14 protein-coding genes are annotated in these 15,048 nt (G+C 63.1%); 9 read left to right on the top strand and 5 right to left on the bottom strand.

Features of this window, described 5'->3' with window-relative positions; genetic code table 11:
- Nucleotides 1-90 precede the first annotated feature (90 nt).
- Genes minC through minE form a run of 3 tightly spaced genes read left to right on the top strand, consistent with a single transcriptional unit; the run spans nucleotide 91 to nucleotide 2,087 of the window.
- Complete coding sequence (gene minC, locus FGKAn22_RS05220) at nucleotides 91-936, top strand: septum site-determining protein MinC (protein ID WP_212786912.1); 846 nt, start codon at nucleotides 91-93, stop codon at nucleotides 934-936.
- A gap of 58 nt (nucleotides 937-994) precedes the next feature.
- The gene (gene minD, locus FGKAn22_RS05215) at nucleotides 995-1,807 is read left to right on the top strand and encodes a septum site-determining protein MinD (protein ID WP_212786911.1); all 813 of its coding nucleotides are present in this window, start codon (nucleotides 995-997) and stop codon (nucleotides 1,805-1,807) included.
- 1 nt (nucleotide 1,808) lies between these two features.
- The gene (gene minE, locus FGKAn22_RS05210) at nucleotides 1,809-2,087 is read left to right on the top strand and encodes a cell division topological specificity factor MinE (protein ID WP_212786910.1); all 279 of its coding nucleotides are present in this window, start codon (nucleotides 1,809-1,811) and stop codon (nucleotides 2,085-2,087) included.
- Nucleotides 2,088-2,164: 77 nt separating this feature from the next.
- On the opposite strand, the gene FGKAn22_RS05205 is transcribed toward minE, so the two are convergent.
- Nucleotides 2,165-3,022, bottom strand: a complete 858-nt coding sequence (locus FGKAn22_RS05205) for a secretin N-terminal domain-containing protein (protein WP_212786909.1) — start codon at nucleotides 3,020-3,022, stop codon at nucleotides 2,165-2,167.
- Between FGKAn22_RS05205 and FGKAn22_RS05200 the strand changes: the two genes are divergently transcribed.
- Complete coding sequence (locus FGKAn22_RS05200; protein ID WP_246487464.1) at nucleotides 3,021-3,539, top strand: C40 family peptidase; 519 nt, start codon at nucleotides 3,021-3,023, stop codon at nucleotides 3,537-3,539. The genes FGKAn22_RS05205 and FGKAn22_RS05200 overlap by 2 nt on opposite strands.
- Nucleotides 3,540-3,709: 170 nt before the next feature.
- Here the strand turns inward: FGKAn22_RS05200 and mltB are convergent, their stop codons facing one another.
- Nucleotides 3,710-4,645, bottom strand: coding sequence for a lytic murein transglycosylase B (gene mltB, locus FGKAn22_RS05195; RefSeq protein ID WP_246487463.1), 936 nt, complete (start codon nucleotides 4,643-4,645; stop codon nucleotides 3,710-3,712).
- Nucleotides 4,646-4,723: 78 nt separating this feature from the next.
- Between mltB and trxB the strand changes: the two genes are divergently transcribed.
- The 3 genes from trxB (at nucleotide 4,724) to FGKAn22_RS05180 (ending at nucleotide 6,921) form a co-directional block, all read left to right on the top strand.
- Nucleotides 4,724-5,701: a thioredoxin-disulfide reductase gene (gene trxB / locus FGKAn22_RS05190; protein WP_246487462.1), complete on the top strand. Its 978-nt coding sequence runs from the start codon at nucleotides 4,724-4,726 to the stop codon at nucleotides 5,699-5,701.
- 128 nt (nucleotides 5,702-5,829) lie between these two features.
- A complete protein-coding gene (locus FGKAn22_RS05185) occupies nucleotides 5,830-6,366 on the top strand; it encodes a Smr/MutS family protein (protein ID WP_212786907.1) in 537 nt (178 codons plus the stop codon).
- A gap of 60 nt (nucleotides 6,367-6,426) precedes the next feature.
- Entirely contained in the window at nucleotides 6,427-6,921 is a 495-nt protein-coding gene (locus FGKAn22_RS05180) for a DUF4124 domain-containing protein (protein ID WP_212786906.1), read from the top strand.
- A gap of 13 nt (nucleotides 6,922-6,934) precedes the next feature.
- On the opposite strand, the gene smc is transcribed toward FGKAn22_RS05180, so the two are convergent.
- Nucleotides 6,935-10,456 (bottom strand): chromosome segregation protein SMC, encoded by a 3,522-nt coding sequence (gene smc / locus FGKAn22_RS05175; RefSeq protein ID WP_212787156.1) that lies wholly within the window; start codon nucleotides 10,454-10,456, stop codon nucleotides 6,935-6,937.
- A gap of 62 nt (nucleotides 10,457-10,518) precedes the next feature.
- On the opposite strand from smc, the gene queF reads away from it, so the two are divergent.
- Nucleotides 10,519-10,938, top strand: a complete 420-nt coding sequence (gene queF / locus FGKAn22_RS05170; RefSeq protein WP_212787155.1) for a preQ(1) synthase — start codon at nucleotides 10,519-10,521, stop codon at nucleotides 10,936-10,938.
- A gap of 41 nt (nucleotides 10,939-10,979) precedes the next feature.
- On the opposite strand, the gene hslO is transcribed toward queF, so the two are convergent.
- The gene (hslO, locus tag FGKAn22_RS05165) at nucleotides 10,980-11,855 is read right to left on the bottom strand and encodes an Hsp33 family molecular chaperone HslO (RefSeq protein ID WP_212786905.1); all 876 of its coding nucleotides are present in this window, start codon (nucleotides 11,853-11,855) and stop codon (nucleotides 10,980-10,982) included.
- Between the two features lie 143 nt (nucleotides 11,856-11,998).
- Here hslO and FGKAn22_RS05160 point away from each other — a divergent pair, with 143 nt between their 5' ends.
- The gene (locus tag FGKAn22_RS05160) at nucleotides 11,999-13,237 is read left to right on the top strand and encodes an FGGY-family carbohydrate kinase (RefSeq protein WP_212786904.1); all 1,239 of its coding nucleotides are present in this window, start codon (nucleotides 11,999-12,001) and stop codon (nucleotides 13,235-13,237) included.
- Here the strand turns inward: FGKAn22_RS05160 and FGKAn22_RS05155 are convergent.
- Nucleotides 13,234-15,039: a putative bifunctional diguanylate cyclase/phosphodiesterase gene (locus FGKAn22_RS05155; protein ID WP_212787154.1), complete on the bottom strand. Its 1,806-nt coding sequence runs from the start codon at nucleotides 15,037-15,039 to the stop codon at nucleotides 13,234-13,236. The genes FGKAn22_RS05160 and FGKAn22_RS05155 overlap by 4 nt on opposite strands.
- Nucleotides 15,040-15,048: the final 9 nt, after the last annotated feature.

Raw genomic sequence — 15,048 nt, 5'->3', positions numbered from 1 at the left:
CCGATTGAAAATCAGGAAGCGCATCGTTAGACTCCCGCCCTTTCGTATAACAACCCGCGGCATGACAAAGCCGCCCTAACGTACCTCCAAATGACCCGCGCAGAACCCGCATTTAAGATCAAGAACGCCAATTTCCCCCTGTTCGTGCTCCACGTCCACACGACCGACATGGACAGATTCAAGAGCGAACTGGAGGCGCGCCTCACCCAGGCGCCCGGATTCTTCACCGAAACGCCGGTGGTGCTGGGGCTCACGCCCATCGCCGATTCCGGCGTCACACCGGACATCGCCGGCTTGGTGGCATTCATGGGCGCGCACGGCATGCGCGCGGCGGGGGTGCTGGGTGGCTCGCAGGAGCAGCGCGACACCGCGGTGAAGGCGGGACTGGGACTGTTTCCCGACGCCCCGGCGCGCCGAGCGCCGCAGCAAACCGAGGCAGTCCCCGAGGCGCCCGCCGAAGCCCCTCTCCCGGCGCCCACGAAACAGCCCGAACTTCCGGGACTGGAAGCAGCGCCGGAAGAGGACGAGCCCGCCCAGGCTCCCGCTGCAAGCCAGGCCGAAGCGCCACAACCGGAGAGCCTGCCCGCTGCGCCAGCCTTGAAGCCCACCATGGTGATCGACAAACCGGTGCGCACCGGCCAGCGCATCTATGCCAAGGATGCGAACCTGGTGGTGCTCGCCATCGTCAACGCCGGCGCGGAGCTGATCGCCGACGGCGACATCCATATCTACGCCCCGCTGCGGGGCCGCGCGCTCGCAGGCGCGCACGGCAACCAGGATGCGCGCATCTTCGTGCATAAGCTGGAGGCGGAGCTGATCTCCATCGCCGGCTGCTTCCAGGTGTTCGAGAACGGGGTGCCGGAGAACGTGCGCGGCAAGCCGGCGCAGGTGCGCCTCGACGGCTCTCGCCTGATTCTCGAACCGTTAGCCGTCTAGGTTCTTTGTACGGCGCTTTGCGTGTAAAATCACGCATCTTTTTTTCAGGGATTGAAACGTGGCTAAAGTCATCGTAGTTACCTCCGGCAAGGGCGGTGTGGGCAAGACCACCACCAGCGCCAGCTTCTCCAGCGGTCTCGCCCTGCGCGGCAACAAGACAGTCGTCATCGACTTCGACGTCGGCCTGCGCAACCTGGACCTCATCATGGGCTGCGAGCGGCGCGTGGTGTACGACATCATCAACGTCATCAACGGCGAGGCGACGCTGAAGCAGGCCCTGATCAAGGACAAGAACTGCGACAACCTGTACATCCTTCCCGCTTCGCAGACGCGCGACAAGGATGCGCTCAACCTCGAAGGCGTTGAGCAGATCATCAACGAACTCAAGGAGAGCTTCGACTGCATCGTGTGCGACTCGCCCGCGGGCATCGAGTCCGGCGCGTTCACGGCGATGTATTACGCCGACGAGGCGCTGGTGGTGACCAATCCGGAAGTGTCGTCGGTGCGCGACTCCGACCGCATCCTCGGCATCCTCGCGGCGAAGTCCAAGCGCGCCGTCGAAGGGCTGGAGCCGGTGAAGGAACACCTGCTGGTGACCCGCTATGACCCCAAGCGCGTGGACGCGGGCGAGATGCTGTCCGTGACGGACATCCAGGAAATCCTGCGCATCCCGTTGCTCGGCGTGATCCCGGAATCGGAATCCGTGCTGCAGGCATCCAACTCGGGCACCCCCGCGATCCATCTGGAAAAGGCCGACGTGGCCGAGGCCTACCAGGACGTGGTGGCCCGATTCATGGGCGACGAAGTGCCGATGCGTTTCCTGACCGCCGAAAAATCGGGATTCTTCAAACGTCTGCTGGGAGGCCGCTAACATGTCCATGATCTCTGGCCTGGTCGACTACCTGCGCGGCAACGAAAAGAAGACCGCCTCCGTCGCCAAGGAACGTCTGCAAATCATCCTCGCCCACGAACGCGCGGGGCGCGGCGCGGCTACTCCGGACTACATGCCTGCCCTGCAGGAAGAACTCCTGGCGGTGATCGCGAAGTACATCCACATCGACCGCGACAGCTTCAAGGTCCAGCTCGAAAAGCACGGCGATTACGAAGTGCTGGAACTGAACATCACCCTGCCGGAAGGCGTCCGCAACTAGCACGCCCCCCCCAAAGAACTAGGGCAACCCTTTCGAGGGTTGCCCTTTTCTTTTGGCAACCGGATCGAAAACGCGCTTTATTCCATCTCTTCGACCTTGATCAGCACGTTGCGCTGTTCCTGAGAGCGCGCCGCGCTGCGGGTGGAGATGGTGTTGCTGTCGTTGTTCGTACCCCGACCTATCCCACCCACTACCATCCATTCGCCGAGGCGGCCGGAAACGGTGCTCGAGGTCTGCTGCGTGCGCGTGGTCGGGTAGGCGCCGCCACCCGGCGCAAGAGCATCGTTTTGCGTGCTGATCTCCAGCGTGACGCGGTCGCCGCTGATACGCGGCAGCACATAGAAGCCGCTTTCCACCTGCCGGTATTCGGTGGTTTCGACGACCTCGGTGCCCCACGGCCGCTGAATCACCTGGCGCACCGGCACGGGCACGCTCAGGCCGCTGCTCACCAGCGCGCGGTTGCCTTCCAGCACTTGCATCTGCTGCGTCTTGCGGTCGGTCTCGAGCGAACGGGTTGAGTACACCCTCGCGCGCACCCTGTCCTGTCCGCGCCCAGCCTCGACGTTCAGCCCGCCGGTATCGCCGCTGCCAGGCACGGTGACGCGCGCATCGCGGCCCACCCCGACGCTGCCGGAGACTTCGGTCAGGCGCGCGATGGTGTCACTGTCGACGTCCTGCATCACGGTGATCCTCAGGCGGCGCGGCGCGGAGTCGAGGCTCTCCAGCAGCTTCTTGATCTCGGCTATGCGTTTGGGCGAGGCGCGCAGGATGAGCCGGTTGTTCATGCCGCTGGCGACATCTTCCTTGTCCAGCAGCGGGCGGACGATGGGCAGCATTTCTTCCGCGCTGCGGTGCCGGAGTTCGATGACTTCCAGCTCCGCCCAGACAGGGGCTGAAAGCAACAACAGAGCAAGGCTAATGAGGAGTTTTTTCATGGCTATTCTTCCTTTACAGATGCAGGCACTTTACCGTAAATTGCGCACCATGCAACGCCTCGCCCTTACCCTCCTCGCCCTGCTGCTCGCTGCCTGCGCCACGCCCAGCCATTCCCCGGAACGCGCTTCCGGCGGGGATACGAACGAGGTCGCACTCTATGCCATGAGCCTCGCCGATACGCCCTATCGCTATGGGGGCAATTCGGCCGAGAACGGCTTCGACTGCAGCGGCTTCGTGCAGCACGTGTACCTGAATACGCTGGGGATGAAACTGCCGCGTACCAGCCACGAGATGAGCCAAGTGGGGGTGAATCTCGAGACCGGCCAGTTGCGTCCCGGCGATTTGGTGTTCTTCAATACGCGCAAGAAGCCGTTCTCGCATGTGGGCATCTATGTCGGAGAGGAGCGCTTCGTGCATTCTCCCAGCAGCGGCCGGGCGATCATGGTGACCAGCATGCGCGAGGATTACTGGCGCAGCCGCTATAACGGCGCGCGCCGGGTCACTTCGGCGAACTAGTAAAAACTACTGCGGTGGTCATCTGCGGCGTTGCCCGGTACTCGCTTCCTCGCCTACCTACAAGGTATGTCTCGGTCGCTCCGTTCCGTGCGCCTTGCATATGACCATCCTCGCGACGTTTTTCAACAGCCACCAACCTAACACACGCTCCGTGAAGGATCGGACAAGGCTTAGCGACGCGTTTTCTTTATTTCCTCTGCCAGCTGCAGCACCGTCATCGCATAGAAGTCGCTGTTGTTGTAGCGCGTGATGACGTCGAAGTTGTTGAACGCGAGCCAGTATTCCTTGCCCTCACCCACGGTGAACTCGATCAGGCGCGCGCTCGTCTCCGGCGGGAGCTTGCCTTCTGGCACGATGCCCGCCGCCGCCCAGGCCGCCAGCGTGCGGGGCGTGGCGGTTTCGCCGGGGCCGATCGCACCGTTCACCTGCGCGCGCACCGCGACCGGCGCGTCCTTGATCCAGCCATAGCCTTGCAGGTAGTTCGCCACGCTGCCGATGGCGTCCCGCGCCTCATGCCGCAGGTCGGTCTTGCCGTTGCCGTTGAAGTCCACTGCATACTTGCGGTAGCTGCTGGGCATGAACTGGGGGATGCCCATCGCGCCCGCATAGGAGCCGCGGGTATCGAGCAGGTCGAACTCCTGGTCGCGCGACAGCAGCAGGTACTGTTCCAGTTCGCCGCGGAAGAACTCGGCCCGGCGCGGATAATCGAACGCGAGCGTGGTCAGCGCGTCCAGCACACGGTAATTGCCCATGTTTTCGCCGTAGATGGTCTCCACGCCGATCAGCGCAACGACGATCTCCTGCGGCACCCCGTACTTCTTCTCGGCACGGCGCAACGTGAGGGGGTATTTCTCCCAGAATTTCAGCCCGAGCTTGATGCGTTTCTGGTTCACGAAGGCGGCACGGTATTCCAGCCAGGGTTTGACGGTGAACGGGCGCGAGATCGCCTCGATGATCGCGGGGCGGTACTGCGCGCGGGCGAACACCTTTTCCAGCTCGTCGCGCTTGAATTGGTGCCTGGCGACCATTTCGTCGATGAACTGGGGAATACCGGGAAGTTCGGCCGCAGGGGCGGCTAGAGGACACAACAACAGGAGGAATAACACGAGGCGGATCATGGCCGCATTTTAACTCGACAGTCCGGCGCGTCGCTGTTAAATTTCGCCAGTTAACTTAAATCCGAAATGAAAGTCCGCATCATGGAAAAGACCACCCAGCACCATCGCCTCATCATCCTCGGCTCCGGCCCGGCGGGTTATACCGCTGCCGTGTATGCCGCGCGCGCCAACCTGAACCCCGTGCTGATAACCGGCCTCGCCCAGGGTGGCCAGTTGATGACTACCACCGAGGTGGACAACTGGCCCGCCGATCCGAACGGCGTGCAGGGGCCGGAACTGATGCAACGCTTCCAACAGCACGCGGAGCGCTTCAATACCCAGATGATCTTCGACCATATCCACACCGCCAAGCTGCAACAGAAGCCATTCCTGCTGGTCGGCGATTCGGGCAGCTACACCTGCGACACGCTGATCATCTGCACCGGCGCATCGGCGCAATACATCGGCCTGCCGTCGGAACAGGAATTCATGGGACGCGGCGTCTCGGGCTGCGCGACCTGCGACGGCTTCTTCTATCGCGGCCAGGAGGTCGCGGTGATCGGCGGCGGCAACACCGCCGTCGAAGAAGCGCTGTACCTGGCCAACATCGCCAACCACGTGACGCTGGTGCACCGCCGCGACACCTTCCGCGCCGAGCGCATCATGGTCGACCACCTGATGGAAAAAGTGAAGGAAGGCAAGATCACCCTGCAACTCAACAGCACACTGGACGAAGTGCTGGGCGACGCCAGCGGCGTGACCGGCATGCGCATCAAGAACGTACAGTCCGGCGAAAAACAGGACATCACGCTCAAGGGCGTGTTCATCGCCATCGGCCACAAGCCCAACACCGACATCTTCGCCGGCCAGCTGGAGATGGACAACGGATACATCCTCACGCGCGGCGGCTCGAACGGCAACGCCACGGCAACCAGCATCTCCGGCGTGTTCGCGGCGGGCGACGTGCAGGACCAGATCTACCGCCAGGCCTGCACCAGCGCGGCGACCGGCTGCATGGCGGCGCTGGATGCGGATCGTTATCTCGCCTCCATCGGCAAGATTTGAAAAGACCTCTACACAACTACTGCGCTCACTGATACGGCGTTAAAAAATGCCTCGAAATCCTCATTTGCCAACAGCAAACTCCGGTTTCTCGGCCTTTTTCGCCTTGTCTCAGTTTCGCTCGTAACGTTGTGAAGAGGTCTTTACCTCCGCTACAAGAAACCGACGACGATGCCGCACTGTTCCGCGCGGCAGTCGGCGACGTGAAGCCGCTGCCGCAACAGAACTGCATCCTTCCGCAAGCCGCGCCGCGCAAGCCGTTCCGGCACAGCACCGCCGTTCCCGACGCCATCCCCGACATGCTGTCCGACTTCGCTCCTGAAGAGACGGCGGACGAATACCTCGGCAACGGCCTGTCGCGCATGACCCTGCGCAAGCTGCGGCGCGGTTTCTGGCCGGTACAGGACAGGCTGGACCTGCACGGGCTGAACACGGACGCGGCGCGCAAGCTGTTGCAGGAATTCCTGCACGAGGCGATGCAGCACGAGGCGCGCTGTGTGCTGGTGGTACACGGCAAAGGGATTAACAGCCGTGGCGGCGAGGCGGTGCTGCGCAAGCTGACGCGCCACTGGCTGACGCAGCATCCGCGCGTACTGGCCTGGTGCGACGCGCCGCCGCAGGAAGGCGGCAGCGGCGCAGTGCTGGCGCTGCTGAAGACGTCCGGCTAGCCTTCTGTGCTAGACTTTCGCGCACATTCCGTTTGATCATCCTACTCAGGAGCCTATGCCATGAAGAGATACCTGACGATCCTGTTGCTGCTCTCCAGCACGACCGCATTTGCCGCACTCAGCAAATGGGTGGATGAGAAAGGCGAGGTGCATTATTCTGATGCGCCGCCCCCCGCCAACGTCAAGGCGAAAACACTGCGCCCAAGTGCAACGACACCTGAAAGTACTACGGCGCCGGCGAACACAACTCCGGCAAGCGGCGCGACCGCAGCCAGTGCACCGGCCGGCCCCAAGACCATCGCGGAACGCGAAGCGGAATTGAAGAAGGCGCAACAGGCGAAGAAGGAAGCCGCCGACCGCGCCGCCAAGGAACAAGCCAACAAGGAAACCGAAAAAGCCAACTGCGCCGAAGCTCAGCAGAGCTTGCGCACCCTACAGGAAGGGAGGCGAATAACGGAAATTGATGCTCAGGGAGAATACTCTTACCTTGAAGACGACCAACGCCAGCAGCGCATCGCCAAGGCTCAGGAATCAGTCAAAAACTGGTGCAAGTAAACCAAGGTGAGCGCTAAGCGACGACCTGTTCGTCGCGCATGCGCAGCGCCTCCTCGATGTCCACGGCGACGACCTTGGACACGCCCTTCTCCTGCATGGTCACGCCGACCAGCTGCTTGGCCATCTCCATGGTGATCTTGTTGTGACTGATGAAGATGAACTGGGTGTGCTGAGCCATCTTCTGGATCAGCGCGCACAGGCGTTCGGTGTTGGTGTCGTCCAGCGGCGCGTCCACCTCGTCCAGCAGGCAGAACGGCGCGGGATTGAGCTGGAACAGCGAGAACACCAAGGCGATCGCGGTGAGCGCCTTCTCGCCGCCCGACATCAGGTGGATCGAGCTGTTCTTCTTGCCCGGCGGCTGCGCCATCACCTGCACGCCGCTGTCGAGGATCTCCTCGCCGGTCAGCACCAGGCGCGCCTCTCCCCCCGCGAACAGCACCGGGAACATCTCCGAAAGGTGCTGGTTGACCTGGTTGTAGGTATCCATCAGCAGGTCGCGCGATTCCTTGTCGATGCGGCGGATCGCATCCTCCAGCGTGGCCATCGCCTCGTTCAGGTCGGCCGCCTGCGCATCGAGGTAGGTCTTGCGCTCGGTCGCCGCCTGCAGCTCCTCGAGCGCGGCGAGGTTCACAGCGCCTAGCGCCTCGATCCCTGCATTCAGGCGATTGAGTTCGTTCTGCAGCGCGCCCGGCTTGTTGTTGCCGGACTCCAGCAGCGGCAACAAGGCCTGTTCGTCCACGCCCTGCAGCTGCTCGGCCCACTGTTCGAAATGCAGCCGCGCCTCCTGTTCCTTGAGCGTCAGTTCGCTGAGCTTCTCGCGCAGCGGATTGAGCTTGTGCTCGCAGGCCAGGCGTTCCTGTTCCAGCTTGTGCAGTTCGACCGTGGCGTTCTCCAGGATATTGCGCGCCTCGGCCAGTGCCTGTTCGTAGCCCTCGCGCCCTTCGAGCGCGGCCTGCAGCTGCTCCTTGGCGATTTCGTCCTCGCTGCCTTCCAGGTCGGTGTGCAGCTGGCCCAGATCCAGCTCGAACTGAGCCAGCGCCGCGGCGATCTGCTGGGTGTTGTGCTGCAGGTCGGCGATCTTCTCCGTACAGGTCTTGGCGAAGAAGCGAGCCTCCTGCAGGGCATGCTGCGCCTGCTGCGCGCGGCTGCGCTGGTCGCGCAGCGCGAGGTCCTGCGCGCTCGCCTGGCGCTGCGCCTCGTCGACCTGCTCGCGGAACTCGGCGATCTGCTCGCGCAGGATCGCCATCTGTTCGTTCGCGCCCTGCTGCTGTTGCTGTTCGCCAAGCATCATCTCGGCCACTTCCTGCATCTCGCTCTCGATCTGCGCACTGCGTTCCGCGCTGCGCTCGTTCGCCTGGTTCAGCTTGAGTATCTGCATCTGCAGACCGTGCAGACGCTGCTGCAACTCGTTGCCCACACTGCGCAACGGCGGAATCTGTACCTCGATGGACTGGTGACGCTGCTCGGCCTGTGCCACCTGCTCGCGGCTGTATTCCGCGCCCTTGGTCTGCTCGGCCAGCTCCTGTTCGAGCTTCTCGATCTCGCGCTGGCGCGCCAGCACGCCGTGCAGCTGACTGTCCGGCGCATGGAACAGCACGCTGTGCGCGCCGACCAGATGGCCCTGCGGCGTGACGAACCAGCCGCCCTTGGGCAGCTGCGCGCGTTGCGTATAGGCCTCGGCCGCATCCGCAACCGCGTACACATGCGTCAACCAGTCGCGCACTGCGGGCAGTACACGCGCATCCTGGCATTCAACGTAGTTCAGCAACGGGGTGAGTTGCGCGGGAACGTCACCGGAAACCTGCGCAGCATCGTCAGGCGCGAACAGCGCCAGCTTCGCGGGCGGCGCATCGCTCCAAGCGGCGGCATCGGCCAGCCCGGGCATGGCGATGGCGTTCAGCCGTTCGCGCAGCACCGCTTCCAGCGCGTCTTCCCAGCCGCTCTCGATGCGGATGGATTGCCACAGGCGTGGCAGCTTGTCGAGTTGGTGGTGCTGCAACCAGGCGTTGAGCTTCTGGTCGTTGTCGAGCCGCTGCTGCAATTGCTGCAGGGCATGCAGGCGCGCCTCGGTCTGCGCCAGCATGCGCTCCTGCTGCTGCAGCGAGCCGCGCTGGTTGCGACGCTCATTGTCGGCCAGCGGCAACTGCTCCTGCAGTTGCGCCAGCTTCTCCACCTGCTCCGCGCGCTCGATCTCCAGTTCGGCGACCTGCTGCTGCGCCTCCTGCAGCGCGCCGGTATCGGGACGCGGCAGGTTGTCCTTCTCCATCAACAGGCGCGAACGGCGCGATTCCATCTGCTGGATGGTGCGCTGCAGGTGCTCGCGCTGTGTGTCAGCCAGTTGCAGCTGCTGTTGCAGTTGCATCTGCTCGCGCTGCAGCGTGTTGTAGCGTTCCTGTGCGGCGCGCGCGGCCTCTTCGGCCTGCGGCAGGCTGGCACCTTCCGCTTCCGCATGCTGCTCGGCTTCCGCCAGCTGGACGACCGCCCCCTCCTGCTGGCGCTGCCAGTGGTCCAGCAGCGCATGCACGCCCTGGCGCTGGTGTTGCTGCTGCTCGATCTGACGCTTGGTGTTGGCGATCTGCTGCGTCAGGCGCTGGCGCTGGTCGGCGACGTGCCTGATCTGCTGCTCCAGCCGCGCGATCTCGGCATTCGCCGTGTACAGCTCGCCCTGCTTGACGTGCACCGCGTCGGAAAGCTGGTAATGCCCGGCGCGCACGGCTTCCAGGCGGCTCTCGATCTCGCGCAGGCGTGCGGTCTCGGCTTCCAGCTCGTTGCGGGTCTTTTCGGTGGACTGCACATGGCGGACGCGCTGCGACTCGGCTTCCTGCTTCTTCACCAGCCAGAACAGCTGCTGGCTGGTGTTGCGCTGCGCTTCCAGCGCGCGGTATTGCTTAGCCACCTCGGCCTGCTCGCCCAGGCGCACCAGCTGCTTGTCCAGTTCCTGCAGGATGTCGGACACGCGCAGCAGGTTGTCGCGCGTATCGCCCAGCCTCAGTTCGGTCTCGCGGCGGCGGTCGCGGTATTTCGATACACCCGCGGCCTCTTCGAGGAAGATGCGCAGTTCCTCGGGCTTGGCCTCGATGATGCGCGAGATCATGCCCTGCTCGATGATGGCGTAGGCCCGCGCCCCGAGGCCGGTGCCGAGGAAGATGTCGGTGATGTCCTTGCGGCGGACATGCTGGTTGTTGATGTAGTAGCTGGAATCTCCGTCGCGCTGCAGCACGCGCTTGATGGAGATCTCGGCGTAGGTGGACCACTGACCGGCCGCCTTGCCCAGCGAGTTGTCGAAGATCAGTTCGACGCTGGCGCGCGACACCGGCTTGCGCTTGCTGGAACCGTTGAAGATAACGTCCTGCATGGTCTCGCCGCGCAGCGCCGAGGCCTTGGATTCGCCCAGCACCCAGCGCAGCGCGTCGATCACGTTGGACTTGCCGCAGCCGTTCGGCCCGACGACGCCCACGATCTGACCCGGCAGCGGAATGTGCGTGGGATCGACGAAGGACTTAAAACCGGCTAGTTTGATCTGGGTAAGACGCAATTTGGCAGCCACAACGTTTTATAATGCGCACCATTCTAACCGAACCGGACAGGCATACCAACATGACCACACAACCGAACAAGACCCTCGAAACCTTCCCCAATCCCAACCCCGGCCGGGACTACCATATCCACATGGAGATCCCCGAATTCACCTGCCTGTGCCCCAAGACCGGCCAGCCGGACTTCGCCACGCTGATCCTCGACTACATCGCCGACCAGCAATGCGTCGAGCTGAAGAGCCTCAAGCTCTACATGTGGTCGTTCCGAGAGGAAGGCCATTTCCACGAGGACGTCACCAACCGCATCCTCGACGACCTGGTCGCCGCAACCAATCCGAGATTCATGCGCCTGACCGCCAAGTTCTACGTGCGCGGCGGCATCTTCACCAACGTGGTGGCCGAACACCGCAAGGCGGGCTGGCAGCCTGCCCCCTTCGTCGAACTCAGCCAGTTCAGCACGCAGTCGAACACCAGGGGATAGGTTTAAATCGCCAGGTGGGTGGCTGCGCAGCCACCCATGCGCTAGTGGTGGGTTTCGCTGGCCGCAACGGGAACGGCCGCGGCAAACAGCTGTGCCGCATCGACCTTGTCGAATTCGTAGCGATGATTGCAGAATTCGCAATGCACCTCTATGGTCTGCCGTTCGGACAGGAGCGTCTCGACTTCTTCCTCCCCGAGCATCCGCAGCATCTGCGCGACACTGTCGCGCGAACAAGTACAGCCGAAAGAGACCGGCTGCACTTCGAACAACCGCACAGTCTCCTCGTGGTATAGCCTGCGCAGCAACTCCAGCGCAGGCAACTGCAGCAACTCATCGTCACGCAGTGTGTCGGCCAATTGGGCCACGCGCGACCAGGCATCGGCATCTTCCTCTGCCTGTTCCGGCAGCTTCTGCAGCAACATGCCTGAGGCCGCATGATCGTCCGCCGCCAGCCACAACCGCGTTTCCAATTGTTCGGAACGGGTCATGTAGTTCTGCAATATTTCCGCGACACTTTCCCCTTCCAATGCCACGACGCCCTGGTACGCCTGCTTGCCATTCTTGGGGTCGAGGGTGATGACGAAACGCCCGTCCCCGACAAGCTCAGGCAAGCCGCCATGCAATGGGCCTTCCCACTTCGCCGTAGCACGCAGCTTCAGGTCTCCGCTACATTCCACCACCAGTAATTTGATCGCGCCGCGCCCCTGTATCTGCAGCACGAGCGAGCCATCCAGCTTGAGCGTAGCCGCCAGCAACACGGCTGCCGCGCACAATTCCCCCAACATCTGTCGCAGCAGCGGCGGATAGTCGCGGCGTTCCAGCACGCCACGCCAAGAGGCATCCAGATGCACCAGCTCGCCACGGATCGGCGCATGTTCAAACAGGAAACGGTGTAGGGAATCGGATTGGGTTTTCATGGCGCGCGATGATAGCACGCAACAATCCGCCTCCTTCATCGAAGCTCAATGATTCCGGCTCCAAATCGGCAATACCGTGCCACTCCGCATTTTTTGTTTTGGTATATTCCGGCCTTCACAAGCACATACGACTTTAAACGCTCATGCCCCTTTTCCTCGGCCTCGACTTCGGCACCTCCGGCGCGCGCGCCTGCGTCATTCGCGAGGACAGGTCCGTCGTCTGGGAACAGCGCATCGCCTACCCGGATGCGGACAACCAGACACCGCTGGACTGGCGCACTGCGCTGCATGGTCTGCTGGGCGCGCTGCCGCGGGACATCGCCGCAGGCTTGCGCGGCATCGCCATCGACGGGACTTCCGGAACGGTGCTGCTCTGCGACAAGAATCTCGTCCCGCATTCCCCCGCCCTGCTCTACAACGACGCCTGTGCGCAACCGCAGGCCGAGCAACTCAGAAGCATTGCACCCGCTGCACACGCCGGGTGCAGCGCGACATCCGGCCTCGCCAAGTTCCTGTGGTTGACGCAGCAGCCAGAGGTGGAACATGCGGCGTATTTCCTGCACCAGGCCGACTGGCTCACTGCACTGCTGAGCGGCAAGCCAGGTATCAGCGACTGGCACAACGCGCTGAAGACCGGTTACGACGTGGAGCGCCTGCGCTGGCCGGACTGGGTGATGACGCTGCCGCACATCCACCTGCTGCCGGAAGTGCTCGCGCCCGGGGCGGTCATCGGCTCCATCCGCCCCGACATCGCTGCTCATTTCGGCGTCGCGCCGCAATGCCTCATCCATGCGGGAACCACCGACAGCACCGCGGCCTTTATCGCGGCCGGCGTGAACGGGACCGGCATTGGCGTGACTTCGCTTGGCACCACGCTGGTGCTGAAGCAACTCTCGGCAAAACGCATCGAGGCGGCCAAGTACGGTGTGTACAGCCACCGCTACGGCGACCTGTGGCTGGTGGGCGGCGCCTCCAACGCCGGGGCGGGCGTGCTGCGGCAGTTCTTCGACGACGCCGAGATCGCCGAACTGAGCGCCCGGATCGACCCCATGCATGACAGCCCGCTGGACTATTACCCGCTGACGAAACCGGGCGAGCGTTTCCCCATCAACGACCCGCGACTCGCGCCGCGCACGGCACCGCGCCCCGCAGACGATACGCAATTCCTGCACGGGATGCTGCAGGGGTTAAGCCGCATTGAAACGGCGGGTTATGCAAGGCTAGCCGAACTGGGCGCGCCGCCGCTCAGTCGCGTGATCACTAACGGCGGCGGCGCGAAGAACGAAGCATGGAGGAAGATGCGAGAAAGGCTGCTGGGCGTGCCGGTCAGCACGGCGGCGCATTCGGAAGCGGCCTATGGCAGCGCCCTGCTCTGCCTCTAGCGCAACGACGCGGCGAACTGCTCCAGCGGGACCGGCTTGCTGAACAGGTAGCCCTGGAAGGCGTGGCAGCCGTGTTTGTCCAGAAAGTCCCGCTGCGCTGCAGTCTCCACCCCCTCGGCAATCACGTTCAGGCCCAATGCCTGGGTCATCGCGATGATGGTCTGCACGATGGCGGCATCGTTGGGATCGCTGGTGACGTCGCGCACGAACGATTGGTCGATCTTGATCTGGTCCAGCGGCAGACGCTTGAGGTATTGCAGCGATGAATAGCCGGTGCCGAAGTCGTCCATCGAGAAACTCACGCCGAGCAGCTTGATCTCGCGCATCTTGGTGATGGTGTCTTCGACATTCTTCAGCACCATGCTCTCGGTCAATTCGAGCTTGAGCAATGATGGCTTTGCCCCGCTTTCCAGCAGCACGCTTTGTACCTGTGCCACGAAGTCTGGCTGACGGAACTGCCCCGCACTGACGTTCACCGCCAACGTCAGGTCGCGCGTCATGGCATCTTGCTGCCATGCCTTGAGTTGTGCGCAGGCGGTTTGCAGCACCCACAATCCGATCGGCACGATCAGGCCGGTGTCTTCGGCCAGCGGGATGAATTGCGCAGGAGAAACCAGGCCGCGGACTGGATGTTCCCAGCGCAACAGGACTTCCGCGCCCAGCGGGCGGCCCAGGCTGTCCACCTGGATCTGGTAGTGCAAACGGAACTGTTGCTTGTCGAGAGCCTGGCGCAGCTCATCTTCGATGTCGGCGCGCGCTTCGATGGCAGCCTGCATCTCGGGATCGTAAAAGCGGATGGCGTTGCGCCCTTCCGTTTTGGCCTGGTACATGGCGCTGTCGGCATATTTGAGCAAATTGTCCAGGCTGTCCTGATGCCCCCTGAACATCACGATACCGATGCTCGGGGATGTGTAGTGAATATGCTCTTTCAGCATGTAGGGCTCGTTCAGCTTGTCTCGCACTTTCTCGGCGACCAGTTCCGCCTGTGCCGCCGCCTCGGCTGCAAGCGCACTCAGCGATTCCAATACCACCACGAACTCGTCGCCGCCCAGGCGGGCCACGGTGTACCCTTCGCGCACGCACGACTTCAGGCGTTCCGCCACTTCGATCAGCAATAAGTCGCCGATGTCGTGCCCCTTGGTGTCGTTGAGCGTCTTGAAGTTGTCCAGGTCGAGGAACAGCAGCGCGCCATGCCGGGCGGAGCGTGCACTCGACGCAAAAGCCTGCTTCAGGCGGTCCATCAACAAGCGTCGGTTGGACAACCCGGTGAGCGGATCATAGAAAGCGAGCTGGTGCACCTGGGCCTCGGCATGATCCCGCGCCTCGATCAGGCTCTTCGCATAAGCATCGCTGCTGCGGCACAACAGGATGGCCTTGGACAAGAGTGCCATCACCGGCTGCAGCATCTGCTCCAGCGGCAACTGGGTTTCCGGCATTTGCTGGGCAAGCAGGATGAGCACCCCGCGGCCGTCGATAGGCAGCCTGAGATACGACTTATAGTGCGCATGAGCGCTTGGCAGCGCCGCCAGCAAGGCCGGGTGGTCTGCTTCGCGCACGGCGCTGCCGCACAGCAGCGCCCGCGGCAGGCTCACCTCCTTGCCGACCAGACCTAGCAGGTCGTAGTCGCCCACCGCCGCATCGATGCGCACCGACATCTCGCCGACCTCGTCGCTGCAATCCGGAATGTCCAGGCAGATGAACCCGGCGGGAAACGAGGTGTAGTAGAGCAGGCGCTGCAGAGTGCGGTCGAGCAAGGGCTTGAGGCTGGTCTCGCCGCCGATCACGACGGCGAGGTCATACATGATGGGAAG

It is taken from the genome of Ferrigenium kumadai (assembly GCF_018324385.1).
GTDB lineage: Bacteria > Pseudomonadota > Gammaproteobacteria > Burkholderiales > Gallionellaceae > Gallionella > Gallionella kumadai.
Note: the sequence above shows the minus strand (reverse complement) of the source record. Positions and strands in the feature narration are given on the sequence as shown.